Origin of the sequence: Vibrio kasasachensis (assembly GCF_050337565.1) — a bacterium.
Classification (GTDB): domain Bacteria; phylum Pseudomonadota; class Gammaproteobacteria; order Enterobacterales; family Vibrionaceae; genus Vibrio; species Vibrio kasasachensis.
The window spans coordinates 378,852-399,854 of record NZ_JAKJTB010000011.1; the positions used below are offsets into that span (position 1 = coordinate 378,852).

General features: G+C 43.8%; 20 protein-coding genes and 1 pseudogene. 14 read left to right on the forward strand and 7 right to left on the reverse strand.

Translation table 11 applies throughout. The features are described 5' to 3' along the window. Positions 1-7: 7 nt before the first annotated feature. From L4C38_RS08630 to L4C38_RS08640, 3 genes are all read left to right on the forward strand, one after another. Positions 8-2,212: an FUSC family protein gene (locus L4C38_RS08630; RefSeq protein WP_428797131.1), complete on the forward strand. Its 2,205-nt coding sequence runs from the start codon at positions 8-10 to the stop codon at positions 2,210-2,212. Between the two features lie 131 nt (positions 2,213-2,343). Then, positions 2,344-3,153, forward strand: coding sequence for a sugar-phosphatase (gene yidA / locus L4C38_RS08635; protein WP_428797132.1), 810 nt, complete (start codon positions 2,344-2,346; stop codon positions 3,151-3,153). Between the two features lie 145 nt (positions 3,154-3,298). Further along, entirely contained in the window at positions 3,299-3,673 is a 375-nt protein-coding gene (locus L4C38_RS08640; protein ID WP_428797133.1) for a SpoIIAA family protein, read from the forward strand. Positions 3,674-3,752: 79 nt separating this feature from the next. Here L4C38_RS08640 and L4C38_RS08645 read toward each other — a convergent pair whose 3' ends face one another. Further along, a complete protein-coding gene (locus L4C38_RS08645) occupies positions 3,753-4,139 on the reverse strand; it encodes a universal stress protein (RefSeq protein ID WP_428797134.1) in 387 nt (128 codons plus the stop codon). Between the two features lie 137 nt (positions 4,140-4,276). Here L4C38_RS08645 and L4C38_RS08650 point away from each other — a divergent pair, with 137 nt between their 5' ends. The 4 genes from L4C38_RS08650 (at position 4,277) to L4C38_RS08665 (ending at position 6,705) form a co-directional block, all read left to right on the forward strand. Then, positions 4,277-4,756: a YehS family protein gene (locus L4C38_RS08650; protein WP_428797135.1), complete on the forward strand. Its 480-nt coding sequence runs from the start codon at positions 4,277-4,279 to the stop codon at positions 4,754-4,756. A gap of 258 nt (positions 4,757-5,014) precedes the next feature. Further along, positions 5,015-5,440 (forward strand): lipoprotein, encoded by a 426-nt coding sequence (locus L4C38_RS08655; protein WP_428797136.1) that lies wholly within the window; start codon positions 5,015-5,017, stop codon positions 5,438-5,440. Between the two features lie 106 nt (positions 5,441-5,546). Then, positions 5,547-6,176, forward strand: a complete 630-nt coding sequence (locus tag L4C38_RS08660; protein WP_428797137.1) for a LysE family translocator — start codon at positions 5,547-5,549, stop codon at positions 6,174-6,176. A gap of 52 nt (positions 6,177-6,228) precedes the next feature. Then, positions 6,229-6,705, forward strand: coding sequence for a GNAT family N-acetyltransferase (locus L4C38_RS08665; RefSeq protein ID WP_428797138.1), 477 nt, complete (start codon positions 6,229-6,231; stop codon positions 6,703-6,705). 104 nt (positions 6,706-6,809) lie between these two features. Here L4C38_RS08665 and L4C38_RS08670 read toward each other — a convergent pair whose 3' ends face one another. The 3 genes and pseudogenes from L4C38_RS08670 to L4C38_RS08680 all read right to left on the reverse strand — a co-directional run. Beyond that, positions 6,810-7,454 (reverse strand): lysophospholipid acyltransferase family protein, encoded by a 645-nt coding sequence (locus tag L4C38_RS08670; protein ID WP_428797139.1) that lies wholly within the window; start codon positions 7,452-7,454, stop codon positions 6,810-6,812. A 9-nt stretch (positions 7,455-7,463) separates the two neighbouring features. Next, complete coding sequence (locus L4C38_RS08675) at positions 7,464-8,396, reverse strand: phosphatidate cytidylyltransferase (RefSeq protein ID WP_428797140.1); 933 nt, start codon at positions 8,394-8,396, stop codon at positions 7,464-7,466. A 118-nt stretch (positions 8,397-8,514) separates the two neighbouring features. After that, positions 8,515-9,177, reverse strand: a pseudogene (locus L4C38_RS08680) (CDP-alcohol phosphatidyltransferase family protein); the annotation flags it as partial. Between the two features lie 603 nt (positions 9,178-9,780). Between L4C38_RS08680 and L4C38_RS08685 the strand changes: the two are divergent. From L4C38_RS08685 to L4C38_RS08695, 3 genes are read left to right on the forward strand one after another with little or no spacing between them, the layout of a single operon-like run. Next, a complete protein-coding gene (locus tag L4C38_RS08685) occupies positions 9,781-10,596 on the forward strand; it encodes a TonB-dependent receptor (protein ID WP_428797141.1) in 816 nt (271 codons plus the stop codon). Between the two features lie 12 nt (positions 10,597-10,608). Next, positions 10,609-11,733, forward strand: a complete 1,125-nt coding sequence (locus L4C38_RS08690; protein ID WP_428797142.1) for a BamA/TamA family outer membrane protein — start codon at positions 10,609-10,611, stop codon at positions 11,731-11,733. A 9-nt stretch (positions 11,734-11,742) separates the two neighbouring features. Further along, positions 11,743-12,804: a DUF4056 domain-containing protein gene (locus tag L4C38_RS08695; RefSeq protein WP_428797143.1), complete on the forward strand. Its 1,062-nt coding sequence runs from the start codon at positions 11,743-11,745 to the stop codon at positions 12,802-12,804. Positions 12,805-12,904: 100 nt separating this feature from the next. Here L4C38_RS08695 and L4C38_RS08700 read toward each other — a convergent pair whose 3' ends face one another. Next, a complete protein-coding gene (locus L4C38_RS08700; protein ID WP_428797144.1) occupies positions 12,905-13,651 on the reverse strand; it encodes a phosphatase in 747 nt (248 codons plus the stop codon). 389 nt (positions 13,652-14,040) lie between these two features. Here L4C38_RS08700 and L4C38_RS08705 point away from each other — a divergent pair, with 389 nt between their 5' ends. Beyond that, positions 14,041-15,519 (forward strand): glutathione synthase, encoded by a 1,479-nt coding sequence (locus tag L4C38_RS08705; RefSeq protein ID WP_428797145.1) that lies wholly within the window; start codon positions 14,041-14,043, stop codon positions 15,517-15,519. Between the two features lie 68 nt (positions 15,520-15,587). Here L4C38_RS08705 and sodC read toward each other — a convergent pair whose 3' ends face one another. After that, complete coding sequence (gene sodC, locus L4C38_RS08710; RefSeq protein WP_428797146.1) at positions 15,588-16,100, reverse strand: superoxide dismutase [Cu-Zn] SodC; 513 nt, start codon at positions 16,098-16,100, stop codon at positions 15,588-15,590. Between the two features lie 222 nt (positions 16,101-16,322). Here sodC and L4C38_RS08715 point away from each other — a divergent pair, with 222 nt between their 5' ends. From L4C38_RS08715 to L4C38_RS08725, 3 genes are all read left to right on the forward strand, one after another. Further along, positions 16,323-17,486, forward strand: coding sequence for a MerR family transcriptional regulator (locus L4C38_RS08715; protein ID WP_428797147.1), 1,164 nt, complete (start codon positions 16,323-16,325; stop codon positions 17,484-17,486). A 57-nt stretch (positions 17,487-17,543) separates the two neighbouring features. Continuing rightward, entirely contained in the window at positions 17,544-18,083 is a 540-nt protein-coding gene (locus L4C38_RS08720) for a GNAT family N-acetyltransferase (RefSeq protein ID WP_428797148.1), read from the forward strand. 535 nt (positions 18,084-18,618) lie between these two features. Beyond that, positions 18,619-19,605 carry a cytochrome-c peroxidase gene (locus L4C38_RS08725; RefSeq protein WP_428797149.1) on the forward strand — a complete coding sequence of 329 codons (987 nt, stop codon included), beginning with the start codon at positions 18,619-18,621 and terminating at the stop codon, positions 19,603-19,605. 50 nt (positions 19,606-19,655) lie between these two features. Here the strand turns inward: L4C38_RS08725 and L4C38_RS08730 are convergent, their stop codons facing one another. Continuing rightward, on the reverse strand, positions 19,656-20,972 hold the full coding sequence (locus tag L4C38_RS08730) for a ferredoxin reductase family protein (protein WP_428797150.1): 1,317 nt from the start codon (positions 20,970-20,972) through the stop codon (positions 19,656-19,658). Positions 20,973-21,003: the final 31 nt, after the last annotated feature.

Sequence of the window (21,003 nt, forward strand, 5' to 3'; positions counted from 1 at the left end):
TTTAACCATGAGCACACGTTATCAGTTGCCTCTTAAAGTGGCGCTCGCGTTAACACTTGCTATTGTTACTGCGCTTTGGCTCGGTTGGGATAGACCTTATTGGGCGGCATTTTCTGTACTCGTAATGGCGGTAACCGAAACCACTGGTCATTCACTAAAAAAAGGTCGCCATCGAATTATCGGCACGGTCAGCGGCGTGTTGGTTGCATTTATATTAGCTGGACACTTTGCTCAAGAACCGTCGTTGATGTTGCTGAGCTACACCTTGTATGCGGCGATCTGTGTCTATCAACAAACCAATCGACGTAATGGTTACGCTTGGTCCATCAGTATTATGATCACCACCATAGTGTTAGTTATGGGGGGCTTATCTGGCACCCAAACATTTGAAGTAGCGATACTGCGTATTCAAGAGACTTTGCTGGGTGTAATCTGTTTTTCAGTGGTTTTATCATTGTTTTGGCCCGCTTCAAGCCGTGTGGTATTGCTTACCACGCTGAAAAGTTACTATGAAAAGCAAGGACACCAAGTAGAAGCGATCTTGAACGATCTGGATCAAGTAAACAGTTTCAAGCGTGACTACTCGCTAGGCAATAGCGTTGGGCGATTAACTCGCCTTGATGATCTGATCCAAGCTGCAAATGCGGATAGCTACGAAGTAAGTAGTGCTTACCCTCTATGGCAGCAATGGCTGCGTCAACAAAATGAGTGGGCGTTATTGTGCGGGCACTTATATGAAGCTACACGCCTTCTTGATGCCTCTTTTACGGCATCACAACGTGAGCAAATTCGTTCAATGCTGATGCACCTCAAGCAACGAGCAAACCATTCGGTGGCATTGTTTAATCAATGCCTTAAGACAAATTCTTACGATAAATTTCAAGACAATGAGTATTGGCTAGAGAACCCAATCGCTGAGCGTATTATGTTACTGCTACCAACCGTTTTGAGTCGCGAGAGCGGTGCTCAACCTCATGGTGCACTGCGATTGCTTGAGAATATCTTGAGCCAGATGGATGCTCTCCACTATGCAATGCATGAATCCTTGTTGATGGCAGTGGGTGTGAAAACAGAGAGCACAACCTCTCAAACAGCGCACACTGTCAGTGGGAAAAGTCGATGGTCGCTACGAATTACGCTTGATCCTGAACGTGTCATTCATGCCTTTAAAGCGAGTATCATCATTGGGATTTCAATTGCACTGTGGCTATATGTGCCAATGCCAAGTGGCGCGATGATCGTGGTATTTGGTGCCAATTTAGGTGCTGTAGTACTTTCCATGCCATTCGCAAACATGCGCTCACTTTCGCTGTATGTGATTGGTTGGGCGAGTTTGATACTAGTGCAATACACATTTATGTTGCCTCACTTAAGCGAAGTATGGCAGTTAGGTGCGTTTTACTTCTTAAATACCTTTGCTATCTGGTTTGTTTACTGTAAGCCGCAAGATATTTTCCACCGCTTGATTGGCACGATGAGCTTGGTGTTAATGACCAAAAGCGTGATGCAGTTGTCACCCACCTACGATATTCGTTCGGCGATATTGGTTTTAATGCTGATGTCGATTGCGATGTTGGTTATTTTCTTTGTGAATTACGGTGTTTTTTCCGCTAATCCGGAACGTGTTTTCTTGCGTAATTTTGACCATTTCCGCCGCAGTCTTCAGCTTAGCTTGCAAAGCTTGTTAGATCATCGATCCAAGCAAATCGTCTCTTTTGTACGACCTTCATTTATACGAAATATTGCCACGGCAGAAACTGCATGCGCAGTGATAGACTGGCGTGCCTTTCCTGATCTAACACAAGCCGATGCGCAGCAGTTGATCAGCAGAGGTTATAGCCTGTGCCTGCATTACAAAGCGTTTATTGATAACTATCAACAATGGTTAAAAACCAATTATTGCAGCGCGATAGATAAGCAAATCCAACGCTCAATTAGCGATATGGTTAGATTACTTGATAAAAGCATGATCAGCGGAGTGACTGCGGTTCACGGGGAAGAGTTGCAGCAACTTCAACAGCATTTACAAGCTTATCTGTATGGCTTTGAACATCATTCATTATTGCAGTTTACTTTCAGCCAACAACAAGCAGATCAGAGTTATCAATTGTTGATCTCATTGCAGATATTGATCGAGTCATTACAGCAATTACAGCAAGATACTAATTTGAAAGATTTTTATACTTTGCGCTTGTCGCCATTTGCTATTTAAGTGCAAAAGGCAGAGTTGATAAGTATCAATTTGAAATGAAATCACATGAAGTTAACAGTAAATATTGTCGAGTTAGTCACAAAAATTCTTTAAGATACACACACTATGATTGGTTACCCACGGAATTTCACATGTACAAACTGGTTGCATTAGATATGGATGGCACGTTACTGAACTCGCAGAAATCCATAAGCCCGCGTACCAAGCAAGCGATTCAAGCCGCTCGTGATAAGGGCATTTACGTTGTTCTTGCATCAGGTCGACCTCTGGAAGGAATGCTCAACTCGCTAGAAGAGTTAGGTATGGATTCAGAGCAAGATTATGTATTGAGCTACAATGCCTCGTTGGTACAACGAGTGGCGAGCAAAACCGTGATTCGCAAACAGATTTTAACCGGTGTGGATGCTAAAAATATTGCCAGTTTAGCGCGTGATTTGGGTACGTATGTTCATGCGTTTTCGCCAGAGCGTGGCTTGATTACCCCAGAAGATAATCCGTACACCAAACATGAAGCTGACATCAACGGTGTAGAGAGCAGTGTGGTAGATTTTTCCGAGCTATCAGATGAAGAAGAGATCATCAAAGTAATGATGGTGGCAGAAGCTGAAATCTTGAGTGCGGCGATTGCTCAACTTCCAGAAGAGTTACACCGCAACTATACGGTTGTTCAAAGTGCGCCGTTCTTCCTTGAGCTAATGAACCCAACCAGCAATAAAGGCACTGGCGTTGCAATGCTTGCTGAGTATTTGGGTATTGATGCTAGTGAAGTTATTTGCATGGGCGATGCTGGTAATGATCACCACATGATCAAGTACGCAGGTCTTGGTGTGGCAATGGGTAATGCGACAGAAGAAACTAAAGCATTGGCTGATCACACCACTCTAAGTAACGACGAAGATGGCGTAGCCGTTGTTATAGAGCAATTCATTCTCAACGCGTAATGCCATACCATTTTTTAAAAGCACCCAGTGATTTCGCTGGGTGTTTTTTTATGGCTAAAAGTAGCAACTCTGGGTTATGACCGGTGGGTCCTGAGCAGGCTGCACTATACTGAATGAGGTTTTCGATCTGATTGAGGGATGAACAATGAGTAGACACGGCATTTCTATTGGTCTTGAGCGAGTTAATGATACGCTGTTTGTTTCGATTAAGGCTTCAGGCAAGCTAACCCACGAAGACTATCTGCGCATCGTTCCAGTGCTGGATTCCGCATTAGCAAAGGTGAACGAACCTAAAATTAACGTACTATTTGATGCGACAGAGTTTAAAGGTTGGGAATTAAGAGCGGCATGGGATGATCTCAAACTCGGCTTAAGCCATGGTTCCCATTTTGGTCGCGTTGCTCTGTATGGTCCTCATGAGTGGCAAGTGTGGGCTGCTAAGGTTGGCAGTTGGTTTATTAGCGGTGAAATCCAATCTTTTGATAACTATGATGAGGCATTAGCATGGTTGATTGAATAATGCGAGTAAGGCATATAATTCGCATTAGCCTTCTTAAGTCCCGTTAACTCGCGTTGAAGTGATTTAGCGCGTTTATTTCCTAATCAAGATAGACCACTAATAAATCGACCTCAACAGCATTGACCAATTTGGGGACCGATGAGAATAAACGACTTATAAACTTATGGTGATGGCCACAAACCACGAGATCGGCATGCATGTCTTTGACTATTCCCGCAAGTTTTATATGTAAATCACCGATTACGACTAAGAGATCTGTAATTGGATAATCAGTCTGATCTGCCAGCGTGTGTAATTCACCCTTTAATGTTTGCTCTTCCTTTGGCGCTAAAACAACTTTATCAACATCCACAAAAACAAATGACAGTTTACAATTATCGCCTTTAGCTAACGAGACGGCTTTATCAATCACCACTTGGCTCGATTGAGATAAATCAACAGCCACTAATATATGCTTATAACTCATTATGTTCTCCTAATGATTTTTTGAAAGCTTACTTTAAGTCTAGCATTTGATAGGGGTTAGGTCGTAAGTCTGGTAAAATCGTAGCTCTCCAGCAATCGTGTTGATAGCGCTGGGTTTACCTAAGACTAGGATCTATTTTGACTAATAATGATATTTTGCGCCGTGTACGTTATACGTTTGATTTAAAAGATAATGCAATGGTTGAAATTTTCGCTTTAGCGGATTTCAACGCAACTGAACAACAAGTTGCAGGTTGGTTGAAGAAAGAAGACGACCAAGCTTTTATTGAACTTAGCGGTACCGAATTGGCGGCGTTTCTAAATGGATTTATTAATTTAAAACGCGGTAAGCGTGAAGGCGAGCAGCCAAAGCCAGAAGAATTTTTGAATAACAATATGGTATTCCAGAAGTTACGTATTGCTTTGAACCTGAAGGCTGAAGACATCATTGAAATCCTACAACTTGTTGATTTTAGCCTAAGTAAGCATGAGTTAAGTGCGTTTTTCCGCAAGCCGGACAACAAGCATTACCGTGAGTGTAAATCTCAAATCTTACGCAACTTTTTATTGGGTGTTCAGCGTCAGCTTCGCCCAAATGACAGCGATTTAGAAGCTTAAATCATCGCAAGTACGCTAAAGCGGTAATTTAGAAGAAACGCCCAAAGCTAATTACTTTGGGCGTTTTTGCATATTGAAGTCACTTGGGTATATTCACATGAAGTGACGATATTTCTGTTCTTTAACCTGCCAGTGTTGATTTATTATATCCCCAAGTAACCTCAAGGCTCTGAATCCTGCATCTTGAAGTCACTTGGGTATACGTGGGCTTAATACACTTTAGCGTGTGCATGAACAGATTTTTTTGAAGGGTTAACAATGAAAAGATACGTAACAGCATTAGTACTTGTCGCCGCTCTTGCAGGTTGTGAAGATGCAACTAAAGCAATAGATCAAGCGCAAGAAGCGGCAAACAAAGCCGTCGACACCATTCAAGAACAAATGGAATCAGTTGATCTAAGCAAGTTGAACCTCGATCAATTTGGTGACGCGACAGAGTCGGCAAAAGAATTTGCACTGTCTGTTGAAGAGGCATTAAACGCCGATTTCACTAACCCAGAAGCGTTGACGCAAATGAAAGAAAACATTGCCAATACTTATGCTTGTTTAGTTGATGCAACGTCAGAATCGACCGCGGAAAAATTGTTGGATAAAGTACTCGCGACCATCAGTAATCAAGAAGCTCAGTCTCTTGTGGAAAAAGGCATTGAGAAAGCTAAATCGGCACAAAAGTGTGTGATGTAATTATATCTATGCGGCTTGCGAGCATAAGCTAGCAGGCTTTTTCCCCACTAAGGTGTCTAAAGGGCAGATGTTTAGAGATAAAAGACGTTAGATTCAAGGAGGAACGATGACGACGACTTCGGCAATTGCGCTATTTTTTGCGCTGGTACTATCTTCTGCTATACCCGGTCCCAGTGTTTTAACTGTAGTGTCTCGGTCAATATCCCATGGTTGGCAGCAAGGCTTGTTAGTGGTGCTTGGTGTGTTAACAGCTGATTATATTTTTATTTTCCTAGCGCTTTCTGGACTATCGGCTGTGTCGGTGATCATGGGTGAGTTTGCTGCGATTATTAAATATATCGGTATTGCGTATCTCTTCTGGCTCGCTTATCAAACTTGGAATTCACCAGTGATGAATTTGGATGAACAAGCTATGCATGGCAAAGCAGCGCAAGGCAGAGATAAAGCATCCAGTTTGTTGACTGGAACCTTGGTGACACTCGCTAACCCTAAAGCGATTTTGTTCTATATGGGTTTTTTCCCAGCTTTCGTTGATGTTACCTCTGTGACTGCTCAGGGCGTTATTACTATTTTGCTGATCTCGACAGTTGCCGTGGGTGGGGTATTAGGCTTTTATGCTTGTTTGGCATCGAAAAGTCGTTTTGTTTTTAAAGGGCGCAAGGCTCGCCAGTGGCTAAACAAATTGTCGGGCAGTTTTCTCGCCTTATGTGGCGTGGTTTTAGCCGCTAAAAGCTAGACAGTAGAGAAACAAACTAAGCTAGAGATAACCTCTAAAGACGAGATAGACTATGCAAATTATTAAAGTTGACCCTAGCAACCAACATATCTACATGAATTTGGCGCAAGCTTATGAAGCCGAGTTTTCAAAAATAATGCAGAAGAAACCAGATGAAAATGGTCTATTTCCGCTAGATACCGTGTTAGGCGGTAATGTCAGCGGATACCTTCTTTATGTGGATGGTGCGCCAGCGGGGCATACTGCTATCGCCAAGCAAGAAAACGATCTCTTTGAAGTGTGTGATTTCTATGTAGTGCCTTATTTTCGCAAGAACAAAGTCGGTAAACGTTTTATTACTCAGCTATTCAAAAAGCTTGGCGGAAGCTGGGAAATCAAACAAGTTGCCGGTGCTGAGCACGCTGTGAATTTTTGGCGAGATGTTATTGGAGATTATACCAATGGTAGCTACTGTGAAGACAGCTACCAAGATGAAAAATGGGGGATGGTCACAAGACAAGCATTTTCTCATCCAACCAGCAGGGACTAACCAGCAGGAACAGTTAATTTTTTAAGGTCATGAGTCGAATAAGCTCGTCTCACTTTCGCTTTTTAACGTTGCTCAATGGCAGTGATACGCTCGAGTGCGAGTGGTTACTCTTCGTATTGAGTCACAATGCAGGCTTGAGCTAGGTGCTGATAGCTCGTTTGCATGGTGACAAGAAAATCATCTGAGTCAGTAAACTTATCAATGGGTGCGCCCAATATCACATCACAGTTAAATGGCACAAACATCGCAGTACCTTTCGGTAATGCACGACCTAATCCTCGCATTACTACCGGGATGACAGGGCAGGAATTATGCTCATCCACTAAGTGATAAATGCCTTTTTTTAATCCGCTCATGGTTTCTGGTTCACCACGGCTACCCTCAGGGAAGATAATTAAAATATCACCTTGCTCGAGCGCCTTATGGCACTCATCAAACACCATGTGACGGTTACTTTTACTCGGTGAGCGATGGATGGGGATAATGCCCAGTACATTGAGTGATAACCATGATGATAGTTTATTTTTTAAGAAATAATCGGCAGCGGCTACCGGGCGTACCTTATGCACCATGCTGATGGGGAATAGTGCCAACAGCACCAAGGTATCTAAATGGCTGTTGTGATTGGCGGCGACAACCATAGGACCATTAAGCGGCAGGTTTTGCCGATTGATGATGTTGATTCCTAAGCCAATAAATACCAGTGGTTTTACAAACAACAACACGAACAAAACTTTGAGTATCTTCATGCAGTCCTCTTAGTAGTAAAGGTAATAAATGTAGTGGAAGAATAGAGGTGCAGTGAACATCAGGCTGTCGATACGATCAAGAATGCCACCATGCCCAGGGATGAACTGACTGGTGTCTTTGATTTGCAAATCGCGTTTGACCGATGAAATTACCAAGTCACCAATAAAGCCACTAAAGGCGATGATCATGCCAGCAACTAAGCCTTGAAGTGAGGTGAGGGGCGTGAGGTAAGGGGCAACAAAATAGCTGGTAATAATGATGGTAGCTGCGCCGCCAATAAAGCCTTGCCAAGTTTTGTTAGGGCTGACTTTTGGCACAATTTTGTGTTTGCCAAAGCTTTTACCCCAGACGTATTGGCATACATCATTAAATTGGGTGAAGACCAACAAGAACAGTAGCATGCCCATCGATCCTGCATCCGGGTTCTTGCTTGGCAGTACGAGTAAGTAAGCCATGTGGCTGACGCAGAATACGGTCAGCATTAGCGCCCAATGAATGATCCCCGCGGAACGAATAAAACCTTTAGTGTCACCAATTAATACTGCCACCATCGGCAAGTATAGGAACATGAAGACCGGAATAAAGATGATGTACATGCCATACCAACCGATCGACAGCCAATAATATTGGAACGGGATGGAAAGGTAAGCCCAGAAGATCACTCTTCGGTCGGTCATGCGCGTTGGCACGATCGAAAGAAACTCTTTCAGCGCCATAAAACTTAAGAAGGCGACAAAAACTAGCGTGTATTGCGTTGGTAGATAAAGCACGACAAATACCACGCCAATCATCCACCACCAAGAGCGGATGCGCAGTTTTAACTCGTGGTAGTCTTTGTCTGGGTGGCGGCGCGACAAATACAGATAGACCAAGGTACCGACAATCAGTACTAAAGTGATCGCCGCCATCATATGTAGTGAATGAATGGGAATGTTAGTCATGTGTTGTCTCGCGGGCTACGTTTGACACTTGCTCGCTAGGAGCGGGATCTGTCTCTGTGTGAGTTTGGTTTTGTGGTTGATTTGCGCTGGTAGCCTCGTTGGTGTTCTTGCAGATTTGTGTCGCTTGTTGCGCTTTGTAATTATAAATAAACACCAGACGACGCCAACAGGTTAATGCGCAGCCTAGTACCATCAGCGCCAAAGCCGAGTCCATCAGGTAGAGACTAAAACTAGGTAGAAATTCAAACCATTGGTTGAAGGCAATGACCAATAATGTAAAGGTTAACAGTGCCATGCGATGTTGTTTCGCCATTGGTCCGCGAAAATCCGCTGGGCATGTCATACTGACACCCAGTACACGAATATAGGCACTGAACACAGCCAGCAAAGCTGCAATCCAAGCGAGTGGCATGCCAAATTCGGAGTAAGTCACCATACCTGCTGCCACAATCAGTAATGGATCAGCAATTCTATCAGGCACGTCGTTAAACAATTCACCGGCTGGGGTTTTCTTGCCTCCTTCCACGGCGACCATGCCATCAAATAAGTTACACAACAAACGTAGTTGAATCGCCACGGCGAACAACAGCAACCAAATCGGCGAAGGCCAGAAATGGTAAGCAGCAGCACAGGCTAAGCCAAACGCCGCAAAAACCATGCTCATCAGTGAGATTTGATTGGGGGTAATATTTTTCTGGCTAAGCCAAACGGCAATGCGTTTGGTTACTGAAATATTACGCACAGCGAGAGGACGACGATTCGACTCTTCTTGATGTTCCATGCAGCCAATATCCTTAAATGAATTTGGTTGCATTATAACTGCTCCACACCAATAAGAAATAATGTAGTAACAGTTTGATGTATACGTCGTAAATCTGCGTGTATCTGATCAAACTTAGTATTCTTCCGTCATCTTCTATTCGCCTAGCAATATACCCGTCATACTTGAAGTTAGACATATAGGGCAAACATCGAATACGTGATTTAAAACGCCTGCGATCGATTTACAGCGTAATTGTGAGGTCGTTTTTTGAGCTATTGCTAATAAAAATGCGAGTGTTATACGCTCATAAGTTAGTGGAAACTTACGCTCGTGCAGCCGTTGATGCAGAGTATTGCGCTGTTTTCTTTCTCTAATAGTTCTTCTTCGTTTATGGGTTACATGCCAATAGTAAACTCTTGAGTTTACTATTGGTGATTGACAAGATATTATGCCAATCACTTCAGTGAGAGCACCCAATATAACAACAATTCTTACCTGCCTCACCGTATACAGTAGTGCTTTATCTTCATGATGAAGCTTGTATTAATTGTGGTTCCTATTCCTCAGATGAAACCATTCACTGGGTGAATTTTTGATCGCCACGCTCAACGAAATTAACTAATGAAATTACGTTTTTTGCTGCTTGCTACATCTTATATTTTTGCCAGTGCGGCGAATGCTGAATCCTTCTCTTTACCAATTTGGAAAAAAGAAGCGGAAGCGCTCGGCTACGATCTGCCAAAAGCATTTGGTCTTAATCTTAGCTACATGACTTTGGAGCAAGGGATCAATGTAGATTCCATCGCGCTGCAAGGATTAGATCCACTCGATTTAAAAATGGAAGCCGAGCCGGGTAAACAAGTGACAGACGTAATCACGCTGCGCGCAGATGTTTGGCTGTTTCCTTTCCTCAACCTGTATGCCTTGGTGGGTAAGCTTGAAGGTTACTCAGAAACGGACGTAAATGTTAGCGTTAAACTAGGACCTATAGGACCTATCACAACAAAAATCGAAGATTTTCGTCTTGATCTTGATGGTGACATTAAGGGCGCAGGTTTCGTGCTTGCTGGTGGTTATGAGCAGTGGTTTGCTTTGGTCGATGCGAGCTATATCCAAACAGAGCTGACGGTTATTGATGGGGCGATAGATGCAATCGTTGTTTCACCACGTATCGGTTATGACTTCCATACCCACGGTGTCCCCTTAAGGTTTTGGGTTGGCGCGATGTACCAAAATGTTGAGCAAGAACTTTCAGGTTCAATTCGCGATCTAGGCATTCCACTTGACGGTGATTTTGAGGTTAAGCAGAGTTTAGCCTCTGAGTGGAACACCATCGCGGGTTTGCAATACGAGATAAATAAAAATTGGTACTTATTGGGTGAGATGGGCTTTGGCGAGCGCGAAAGTTTGTTCTTCTCGATTGATCGTCGTTTCTAAAGGGGTGTAACGATGAAGCGCATAGGCACTGCAACTATGATAGTAGCGTTACTATCATCTCCGGTTGTATTGGCTCAAGACGAGCAGTCAAATTGGCTGGACAATCTGCTTACCCAATTAGGGTCAAGTGAAACGGTTGATGAGTCGAAGCTGATTGATTGGGGGGTACTTCCGGGACCATTCGTTAACCCAGAGCAAGGTTTTGGTATTGGCGTGGCAGCGGTTGGTCTTTATACGCCGTACGATTGGCAAAAAAACGATCCTTATTCAACCCTGACGGTTACGTCTTACGGTTCTACTTCAGGCTCTTATGGTCTTGGCGTTAATAACCGCACTTACCTAAACAGTGACAAAGTACGCCTATTAGGCGAAGCGTGGATCAGCCACACACCGGGTTATTACTGGGGGATAGGTGCATCCGCTGCAGAAAATGACAGTAACAAAGTACAATATGAGGCTCAGCGTTTACAGATTAACCCTAAAATCGCGCTAGAAGTGCTGCCCGATACTTACCTTAAATTTGGTTGGCAATGGCAATCGTACCGTGAAGTCAAAGGTGTTGATGGCGATATTCTTCCCTCTGAAATGCAAGATGCAACAGCAAGCGGAGTCGTACTGGGTTTTGAGTACGACACGCGAGATTTCGAGCCCAACCCAATGCAAGGTCAATTTATTGATATTGAATGGATTGCCAACCGAGAGAGTGTTGGCAGTGACAGCAATTACGACAATGTGATCGCTAATATTCGCCACTACCAACCATGGTCGGACTCTACCATTATCGCGATGGAGATATACTCGCAATCGATTATTGGTGACGCGCCTTGGTTTGACTATGCCCAATTGGGTGATGATCAGCGAATGCGAGGTTACTACCAAGGTCAGTACCGCGACAAACATCAACTCTCAACTCAAATTGAAGCCCGACACTCCTTATCTAACCGTCATGGTGTGGTAGCTTGGTTGGGGACAGGGAACGTAGCGCCAAGCTACAGTGAACTGTTTGAAAGTGATTGGTTACCCACCGTTGGGGTTGGCTATCGCTTTGCATTTAAGGCTCGCATAAACGTGCGAGTTGATTTAGGTGTTGGTAAAGACAGCACCGGTTTTTACTTCCAGATTAACGAAGCGTTCTAGGAGTGGAGAGTGAAAAAAACCGTATTGTTAGTGTTGAGTCTATGTAGTAGTTGGGTTCACTCACAAGAGCTAAAAGCTCCGATTGGCGTGAGACCGTGCTGCGCATTTGGTATGGATTTAAAAGCACAATTGGGTAGTGTACCTGTGCCTTTTTTCTCACTCGAAAATGTCTTAGACAGCAGTGATATTGGTACTCATCACTACAATGATGGCAGTGAGTCTGTGTCGGGTAGCCTATTGGGGTTTAATGATGAGATGAATGGCATCATTTTTACCCAACAAGGTGGCTTTATTGATACAGCGCATGTGCGTGATACCGCCGACAATACCTATTACTTATTTCAGTTAAATCGTGACAATCTGGGTAAAAGCACAACCGTAGATTTTCCCTCAGAGCTTCGTGTCCGTCGAGTTGAGTGGTTTGAACAAGATATGCCATTTACAGGCCAAGAGCGTATACAGCGCAGTGCTCAAGCCGCTGCTCTTATTGCATATCGAATGGCGCAATGGCATGAAATAGCGCAATGGTTTGGCATGGTGTCTGTCAGTGGTTTTAAAGAGTTTGCCTCGGCATTTTCTTCGGAAGATCTTTATTCAAATATGTTGGGTGCCTTGCTAGCTGAGGCGATTTTATTGGAGCAACCTGATATTTGCCAAGATGGTTTTTCTAAGGCGATGGATGTTTCTTTTCAACAGGCCCTCATGCAGCTAAAGGTTCAACCAAAATCAGTAACAAGAGAGAAGATGAAACAATTGGATGGTAAATGGTGGGATAGCAGTCGTCGTTTACCAGATAAATGGGTGGTGTTGTTTCGCGACTATCACCTAGCACTGAATCTTACCCCTAATTTTCCGGAATCAACCACTAGGCTTAATATCGACGAACGTTTTTCTGACCAGCAGAGTATTGAAGATTGGGTACAGTTAGAGCTTCACGTAAGTGATAAAGAGAAGTCGTTTAGCGAGTTACCAGAATCGTTAAAATCGATGCCGGTTTGGCGCTCAGCGCAGTTTCAGTTGCTAGCGGATTTTGCCCAAGCTTGGGATACTCGTATTCATCCTCATAACTAGATTTGATTATTACTAGATTCGTTTATTGATGTTACCCACATCAACTAAAAAGCCCTTAGTTAAACGCTAAGGGCTTTTTAGTGTCTCTAACGGATTTTAACTAATACAAATGTTCAAATTCAGCAATACGCTTTTTACCTCGTAGAAGTAAAAAGTTTAAGAAGCGGCTAGGGCTGGAGGTGATTACCATCTCTGGGTCCACTTCGTATTTATCGAGTAACTCGATGGCATGATCGAGATTCGCGATATCTTCACTAAAATGCGCATCTGATCCGGTAGTGAAATAGACGCCGATCTCTTTACCAATTCGCACAATTTCGTCGCAGTTAACATCACTACCAATTCGGCTTCTACCGGTCAAAGATGAGTTGTTCACTTCAATCGCGACATTGTGTTGTTTGGCACAGCGCAATACAGTATCAATATCAAACTTAAAATTAGGGTTACCCAAGTGCCCAAGCGCATCAACCTTACCACTGTTAATCACATTAACTAGCGCTTCAGTGTGCTCAGCTTCAGTAGCAGGTCGAAAAACCGGCTCGTGGAAACTTGTCATTATCCAATCTAAATACTGGTGAGATTCATCAAAGAGATCGATCTCGCCTTGAATGTTGAGCGTATTTGCTTCCACGCCACGAATAATGCCCACGTCGCTGAGAAAGCGTGGCAGTACAATCTGATTGTGGAAAAACCAGTAGTGTGGCGCTCCGGGCATTTTAGGCGCATGATCGGTAGTGCAAAGAATCTTAAGCCCTTTACGTTGAGCGGCGGCTGCGTTTTCAGTAATAGTGCTGTAGGCATGCCCGCTGGCAAGAGTATGGGTGTGAGTATCAACCACGATTTCCATTTTTCCCTCCGGAAAATGCAAGGCAACTGATTAAAATGGATGAGCGGATGTCGCTAGTGCTCGTTATCAGTTGCTGAGAATAACGGATGATATACCTGCCTGACTTAAAGTTGCAGCAGCGTAGCCTACCAGCACCTTCCAATCGTTTGGGTATAATATGACCATATATTGCGACTTAACTCACGCAGTTGCAAGCCATTCCCCTGTTCAAAAAGCGGTCAATTATTGGATTGGGTGTTTCCCCTTTAATGGAGCCAATTCCTAGGAAATCAGCTGCGGGAAATTTTTATATCAAGCGGATGAAAAAATCCTTACACTCGCGCCGTCTTTTCCAAACTAGGTTCGTCTTAGTAGATAAGACATCGATCAATATTGTGTGAATTGAATTAATGAAAAACACCCCAGAAACCTTGGATTTAATTAAGCCTTTGCTTTCCCAGCAAGTGATTGAAGATGCCTGTGAGTGGGCGCTCATGCATGGTGTTGCTTTTAAGCAAGCAGACAACACCGCAAGGCATTGCCCATTTAGTATTGCACCGACGACACTTGAACGTCATATGTATCAGCACTTACTAAAAGTGACGCCGTTGATTGCTAAGTTGATTAGCAACGCGTCGGAAGATCATGAATTTTTGCAACAATCGTTAAATGACATGTCTAAGGCTGATCCCTTCTTTGGGTTGCTTATGTCGATGCATAAACAAGTTCATGGCGATGATGAACATAGATTGAAATCCACCCGTAAGCCATTGTTATTAATGCGTACCGACTTTATGGATGACCGAGATCTAGGAGCAAAGGTGATCGAATTCAATGGCATTGCCGCGGGCATGGCTCCCTTTGGTCAGCGTGCAACTCAACTGCATCGTTATCTCAAAGATCAGTGGAGCGAGGATTACCAGCAATGGTCAGTTGAGCTAACGGCTACAGCCGCGGAGAACCATGGAATGGAGCAACTCGCTTTGGGGATTGCTACCGCAGCCAACAAGATCAAACAACAATTCTCTGATGGTGGCAAAGCGACGTTTTTGATGGTGGTTCAGCCAAATGAAGACAATGTGTATGACCAGCATCTTTTAGAAGTTGAACTGCAAAAATTAGGGATACGCACGGTAAGACGTACTTTTGCACAACTTAGTCATCAGCTTTCTAGTGGTAGTAATCAACGCCTCATGCTTGATGGTGTTGGTGCTATTGATGCGGTGTACTTACGCGCTGGTTATCAATATTCAGATTACTGTGCACCAGAGCTTAACGAGGCGGTTTGTTGCCATACATTGAGCCAAACTCGGGTTTTCATCGAGCAACACTACGTTGCTATGAATGCGACAATCAGCCAGCAACTCGCAACCAGTAAAACCATGCAGATGGTCTTAACCATGTTGCCCGCGCAAGAGTATCTTCGCTGGGGGCTTTCTGTTGAAGAAGCGGAGTTGGTGAAAAGCGTTTTAGCTGAAATGAAGCCTGTAAACACTAATACGATTGAGTGGTTTAACCGTGAAGCTAATAAACGTGGCTGGGTATTAAAAAATCAAGGTGAGGGTGGCGGTCACTGTATTTTTGGTGAGGAAATCAGTGAAAAACTACAAACGTTAGAGCCACAAGAATACGATGCTTGGGCATTGATGCAGCGTTTGTATCCACATGAGCGAGAAAAGCCAACGCTAGCGATACGCGATGGTAAACAAAGTATTATTCACGATTTGATTAGCGAAATTGGTTTGTTCACCGCCCATTATCAAGGTCAGCCGGTGACGGATTTTGAAGGGTATGCTGGGTATTTAATTCGCAGTAAACCAGCGAGTGAAAATGAAGGTGGCATCCACAGTGGTAAGGGGATCTTAGATTCGTTGGTGCTAGTAAATTAGAACGATCCCCCCCCAAAAAAAGCCGAGCAGAAGAGTCGCTCGGCTTTGAATGCATGATGACACATACGTTATTTAATCACACCACATACTACGCGTGCACCGCCACCACCCAGTGGCGAAGGATGATCTGAGTGGTTATCGCCTCCGGCGTGAATCATTAAAGCACGACCATCTAGATCAGCGAGTTTTACTTTTGGTGCCAATACTGCTTGGCTCGCAGTCCCATCAGCGTCGACAAACAGTGCCGGTAAATCCCCTAGATGGTTATCATTGCTCCATGGCGTGCCATGCTTCCCCGTTTTTTCTGGGTCATAATGCCCGCCAGCGGCACCGCCAAGTACTGTTTTATCGCCTTTTTTCGCACTATCACATGAAGGGTTGGTGTGAACATGAAATCCATGGAGTCCGCTAGTCAATCCTTTGAGCTGTGGTGTAAATACAGTGCCATATCGGTTTTCCATTACAGTAATGGTCCCCGCTGATTGTCCACTGTTTAGATCAATCATCTCTACTTGTAGATTTGCTGCGACAGCGTTAGCGGATGCTAAGCATAGCGCAACAAATAGCAGTTTTTGTTTCATTGCTCTTTCCTTTGTTGTTCGAATACAAGTCCTAATACGCCCCGTAAGTATGGTGATGAAATTTATGTTTGTTCGAAATTTGCTCGTATTTCTCGTTAGTGAAATAGACTGAAGCATAGCAACACAAATTTTTGCTACTTTGAAAAAAATTGATTGACCTGTCTATGGCTCTACAGTTTAGGATCGCTTCTACAATGACAATGGATTAACGAGGTTGCCAATATGTACCGAATATCAGAGCTGGGTGAACAGGTAGGTCTCTCGCGTACCACGCTTTTGTATTACGAGAAGCTAGGCTTGATAAATGGTAAGCGTATGAGCAATGGCTACAGGGCATACAGTGAGATGGACCTGCAACGCCTAAGGTTGATCCAGCAACTGCAAAGTGGAGGCTTAACGCTCAAAGAGTGTAAAGCTTGTCTTGAAGCCAAAGTAGAGAGGTCGTTGTTGGTTGAGCGGCTTGATCAGCTTGATCAAGAGATCGCGCAGAAACAGCAATCACGTGATTTATTGGCGGCACTATTGGGTGAAAAATCACTCAATGATTGGCATGAAATGCTAGATAGAGTTGCACCAGATGCTCATATTGATTGGTTAATCAAACAAGGTTTTAGTGAGACTGACGCACAGAGATTACGGTGGTTATCTAAAGATATGAATACTCATGACGCCTATATGGCTGACTTTTATCGCATCTTCGATGTGCTTGAAAGGCGTGGTCCAGGTAGTGAAGCCGATACATTGGCGGCATTGGCAAAAATGCCCCATGACGCGCGCAATATTCTAGAAATTGGCTGTGGGTTAGGGATTGCCACTCGATTGTTAGCCGATCAGTGCGATGCACAAATCATTGCTATCGATAATGATGAAGAGGCAATCAAAGATTTGCAGGCAAACAATCAAGCCTATGCCGATAAGGTGCATTTTGAATGTGCCAGCATGACGGACTTGCCTTACGCTGCTGAGTCTTTCGATTTGATTTGGTCAGAAGGCAGCGCTTACATCATGGGCGTAAACAATGCTTTTAAACAGTGGCGACCATTGTTAAGCGACGGCGGGGTGCTGGTACTGAGTGATTTGGTGTGGTCGACGAATGAGCCAAGCGAGATCAACAAAGCATTTTGGGGCAGTGAATACCCAGATATGACCACGGCAGAAGCACGAGTAGCGCAAGCCAAAGCGGCAGGCTATCAAGTGATTGATACCTTCCCAATTAGCGATGCTGCATGGGAAGCCTATTACCAACCCTTAGCTGAGCAAGTTGCTCAGTTAAAAGATCAATTGCCAGGTTCGCAAGCAATAAAAGATATAGAGCGTGAATTGCATGCCTATGGACAGCGTAACCATCAGTTTGATTACCAGATGTTTATTTTAATTAAGGCTTAAGCTGCGGTTTAAGTGGTTGTTTAAGCAAAGTAGAAGAATAGGAAAACGATGAATAACATGAAATATTCAATTGTAGATTACTCTCAAAAAGACGAAATCAAAGCGTTATTTCTCAACACATTTACTGCGTCTGAAAGTGTTGAAGAAGGTGAAATGGTCGGCTCTCTGGCGTATGAATTAGTGAACACAACACCCAATGAAGATCTATTGATTGTTGCAGCAAGCCAAAATGAAATCATGGTCGGGTGTGTTATTTTCAGTAAATTCAAATTCGCTGAAAGCGCTGTGAGTGCTTATATTCTTTCGCCAGCAGCGGTAGCAACCGCGTCGCAAGGTGAGGGTGTTGGACAAAAGTTGATTCAGTTTGGTATAGAGGCGCTGAAAGAGAATGGCGTTGAAATGGTTTTGACCTATGGCGATCCCAACTTCTATGCCAAAGTGGGTTTTGAGCAAATTACTGAAGAGCAAGTTAAAGCGCCATTAGTATTAAGCCACCCTTTTGGATGGTTAGGTCAAAAGTTAGATGGTTTAAAATTTGCCGCTATTGCAGGTGGGACATCTTGCGTCGCTGCGCTTGATCATCAGAAATATTGGTAATGGTGGGTTTAGCAAGTTCTCGTTGAGTAGTGATAAATTCGCCAGCTTGATGTGACTAATGTGAGTGAAGGATGGATATATTCCATTCTTTTTTTATGTTGCTATACCCGTCATACTTGAAGTTGCAGCGGTGTTGGCTGTGTTCGTGCGCCCCAATCACATAGTTCACCTATGCTCAGGGGGCTTTCTTACTTGCCGCCTACCTGCACCTTCAAGTTTCTTGGGTATAGAAAAAGTGGAATTGACCTAAATCAATCAATTGACCGATCAGATTTTTGATGAATTTGTAAACGAAAAGTAACAATAAGACCATAAGGATAGACACAGCAAGGTGTTCAAATATTAATCACTTTTAACATCGATTATTACCATCACCTCTATCGATTTTTTACATTTTAACCAGTTTAACGTTTGCTTTAGTTTGAATTTGGCTTAAGTAACTTCGTATCTCGAAGGCACTTGGGTAGAGAGCGCTTCAAGTAAGAAAAGCGCCACGTTAGTGAGGTTTGTTGAATCTCTGAGAGAGGAAGTCTCAATGAAAACAATAGTAGCAGTTTGTGTATTGTCGGCTCTTTCGTTTGGCGCGTATGCCGAACGTCAAAACCAAGAACCCATTAAAGCAATCGAGCCTATAATCGGCTTAGATGCAAAGAAAGTAGAACTGGGAAAAACCTTATGGTTTGAACCGCGTCTTTCGGCATCAAACACCATTTCATGTAACTCATGCCACAATATTGCCAAAGGTGGAGTAGATAACCTACCAACCTCAATTGGTCACAAGTGGGCGATTGGTCCTATCAACTCACCAACGGTATTTAACTCGGATCTCAACTTTGTTCAGTTTTGGAATGGGCGAGCAAAAGATCTACAAGAGCAAGCCGCAGGTCCGATTGCTAACCCATTAGAGATGGCATTTACCCATGATCTAGCCATTGATACGCTTCAGTCTATCCCTCAATATCGTCAGTGGTTTAAAGACTCTTATGGCGTTGAAACCATTACGATTGATGAAGTAACCGACGCCATCGCCATTTTTGAGAAAACACTTCGCACCCCGAACGCGCCGTTTGATAAGTGGCTAAAAGGTGATGACAGTGCTTTGACCGTCGTGCAAGTTGAAGGTTATAAGCTGTTTAAAGAAAAAGGATGTACCGCGTGTCACGCAGGTCCGCTTGCTGGTGGGCAGATGTATCAAAAAATGGGCTTAGTGAAACCATTTGCCACCGATAATCCAGATATTGGGCGCAAAGCTATTACTGGTAATGATTTCGATAAGTTCGTGTTTAAAGTGCCGACACTGCGCAATATCGACCTGACCTACCCGTACTTCCATGATGGCTCAGTGTGGGATCTCGAAGAAGCCGTTTCAATGATGGCTGATTTGCAACTTGGGCAGAAGCTAAGTAAAGAAGAGTCGGCAAAAATCACCGAGTTCTTACGCTCTCTAACCGGTGATTTGCCTGAAGTAACATTGCCTCACTTGCCGCCGTCTAGTATAGAGACAGCACGTCCAAATATTTAATTATATTGACTTAAACTTGAGGTGCTAAGGAGCTCAATGAGCTCCTTTTTTTATCTAAAGTTAAACAGTTCGTTATGGAAGTGGGCAAGGTTAAATCGTTGCAATTTAAGCTGATTTTTCAGTGACTCACCAAATCCAGTGGGTCCGCAAAACCAGATACTTGAATTACTCAAATCACCTTTGCGCTGTTTAATTTCATCAATGGTGAGAAAGCTCATCAGGCGGTTATCAATCACATGAAATTCTATATTAGCCTCGGCAGCTGCCCGTTCAAATTCTCTGATAAGAGAGGGCGAGGGTGCTTGAGTACAGTAGTAAAAAGTCACTGGTGAATGGTCGTTGTTCAGTTTTAGCTCTGCCAAACGCGCTTTAAACGCCGCGCAACCAATGCCTCCGGCAATCCATATTTGTGGCTTGTTATCATCAAATTTAAAGTCACCATAAGGTCCTTCAATTTCTACTTGGTCACCCACTTTCAATTGTTGGTGCAAGATCGAGGTAAAGTCACCGAGTGCTTTGATGGTAAATTCAACCAAAGGTGCTTGGCTTGAAGAGGTGATGGTAAATGGGTGTGGCTCTTCTCCTGCGACTTTCAGAAAAGCGAATTGTCCCGCTTTATGCCCTTGCCAACGTGGGAGAGCTATTTGTACTTTGGTGGTCTGGTTAAGCTCGTCATGCTCAACGTTCTTAACACTTCCTTGAAAAGTTCGGCGTTTACCAATTAGCCCCAATAGGCTCATAACAGCACTGATTGTGCCAGCCATGGCTAAGCTTATCACCAATGGCGTGATTAGGTTATCCCAATAAGCAGGTTTAACTAATACCGCAGAGTGATAGGCAATAACGATGAACATCAAAGCCATCAGTTTGTGGGTAATACGAAATCTCTTGTATTTAATCGGTGCAAATAGGGCGATGAGTGTTAGTGCGATAAATAGGTACAGGCTTAACTCTCCCACGGATTCTGCACCACCTCGTAGGCTCATGACGATGGCTTGCAAAGAGTCAGCATCAAACTGAGGACGATTGCGTCCAGCACGCTCTAGTATGCCAAGTTCAACCAACTTTTTCGGTACAATTGCTAGCAACCAATGTACAGCGCCAATGACTACACCATAGATTGCCGTCCATTTATGCAGCCGATAAGATTTGTCGAGCCCAGCGGTGAGCTTTTCGACAAACGGCAGACGAAGTGCGAGTAGCATTGTTATGGTTAGCAATAGTAGCGAGATGATTCCAGTCGCTTGGATGAGCGCACTGCGCCACTGCATAAAATTGTCGTAGCTAAAAAAGTTAGGCTCAGCTTGAAACCAGATAAAGCAGCAAGCTGCCACCAAAAGTAGAATGTAACGATAAAGTCGGTTCATGGTTAAGCTCCTATAGAGCTTATACTTTAGT

What these genes read in the sequence shown, in the direction of transcription:
- L4C38_RS08665 (WP_428797138.1), top strand. Translation starts at nt 6,229, where the DNA reads ATGCAAATTATTAAAGTTGACCCTAGCAACCAACATATCTACATGAAT.
- L4C38_RS08670 (WP_428797139.1), bottom strand. Translation starts at nt 7,454, where the DNA reads ATGAAGATACTCAAAGTTTTGTTCGTGTTGTTGTTTGTAAAACCACTG.
- L4C38_RS08730 (WP_428797150.1), bottom strand. Translation starts at nt 20,972, where the DNA reads ATGAACCGACTTTATCGTTACATTCTACTTTTGGTGGCAGCTTGCTGC.
- L4C38_RS08685 (WP_428797141.1), top strand. Translation starts at nt 9,781, where the DNA reads ATGAAATTACGTTTTTTGCTGCTTGCTACATCTTATATTTTTGCCAGT.
- yidA (WP_428797132.1), top strand. Translation starts at nt 2,344, where the DNA reads ATGTACAAACTGGTTGCATTAGATATGGATGGCACGTTACTGAACTCG.
- L4C38_RS08690 (WP_428797142.1), top strand. Translation starts at nt 10,609, where the DNA reads ATGAAGCGCATAGGCACTGCAACTATGATAGTAGCGTTACTATCATCT.
- L4C38_RS08640 (WP_428797133.1), top strand. Translation starts at nt 3,299, where the DNA reads ATGAGTAGACACGGCATTTCTATTGGTCTTGAGCGAGTTAATGATACG.
- L4C38_RS08705 (WP_428797145.1), top strand. Translation starts at nt 14,041, where the DNA reads ATGAAAAACACCCCAGAAACCTTGGATTTAATTAAGCCTTTGCTTTCC.
- L4C38_RS08660 (WP_428797137.1), top strand. Translation starts at nt 5,547, where the DNA reads ATGACGACGACTTCGGCAATTGCGCTATTTTTTGCGCTGGTACTATCT.
- sodC (WP_428797146.1), bottom strand. Translation starts at nt 16,100, where the DNA reads ATGAAACAAAAACTGCTATTTGTTGCGCTATGCTTAGCATCCGCTAAC.
- L4C38_RS08645 (WP_428797134.1), bottom strand. Translation starts at nt 4,139, where the DNA reads ATGAGTTATAAGCATATATTAGTGGCTGTTGATTTATCTCAATCGAGC.
- L4C38_RS08655 (WP_428797136.1), top strand. Translation starts at nt 5,015, where the DNA reads ATGAAAAGATACGTAACAGCATTAGTACTTGTCGCCGCTCTTGCAGGT.
- L4C38_RS08715 (WP_428797147.1), top strand. Translation starts at nt 16,323, where the DNA reads ATGTACCGAATATCAGAGCTGGGTGAACAGGTAGGTCTCTCGCGTACC.
- L4C38_RS08630 (WP_428797131.1), top strand. Translation starts at nt 8, where the DNA reads ATGAGCACACGTTATCAGTTGCCTCTTAAAGTGGCGCTCGCGTTAACA.
- L4C38_RS08725 (WP_428797149.1), top strand. Translation starts at nt 18,619, where the DNA reads ATGAAAACAATAGTAGCAGTTTGTGTATTGTCGGCTCTTTCGTTTGGC.
- L4C38_RS08675 (WP_428797140.1), bottom strand. Translation starts at nt 8,396, where the DNA reads ATGACTAACATTCCCATTCATTCACTACATATGATGGCGGCGATCACT.
- L4C38_RS08720 (WP_428797148.1), top strand. Translation starts at nt 17,544, where the DNA reads ATGAAATATTCAATTGTAGATTACTCTCAAAAAGACGAAATCAAAGCG.
- L4C38_RS08700 (WP_428797144.1), bottom strand. Translation starts at nt 13,651, where the DNA reads ATGGAAATCGTGGTTGATACTCACACCCATACTCTTGCCAGCGGGCAT.